Here is a 289-nt window from a genome sequence, read left to right as displayed (position 1 = left end):
ATGTCCTTCAGTGGCTTGCCGAAATAGGCTTCACAGGCAGCAGCAAAGCCATAGGCCCGATTTCCCAGATAAATCTGGTTCATGTAGATCTCGAGAATCTGGTTTTTGCTCAACAGATGCTCCAGCTTGAAAGTTAGTAAGACTTCGTAAATTTTGCGCGTAAAGGTTTTCTCGGAAGACAGATAGACGTTGCGCGCCACCTGCATGGTGATAGTCGATGCGCCCTGGCTTTTCACGCGGCCCAGATTGGCCAGCGCGGCGCGGGCCATTCCCTTGTAGTCCACGCCGC

At 52.6% G+C, this 289-nt stretch carries 1 protein-coding gene; it reads right to left on the bottom strand.

Annotated features, from left to right (window positions below):
* Positions 1–289: transglycosylase domain-containing protein (locus AC2ETI_RS32715; protein WP_483635062.1), on the bottom strand; the 289-nt coding region annotated here is incomplete at both ends.

The organism is Rhodococcus sp. MurmanLake-1 (assembly GCF_056945715.1).
This window is presented reverse-complemented; position numbering and strand designations above follow the sequence as displayed.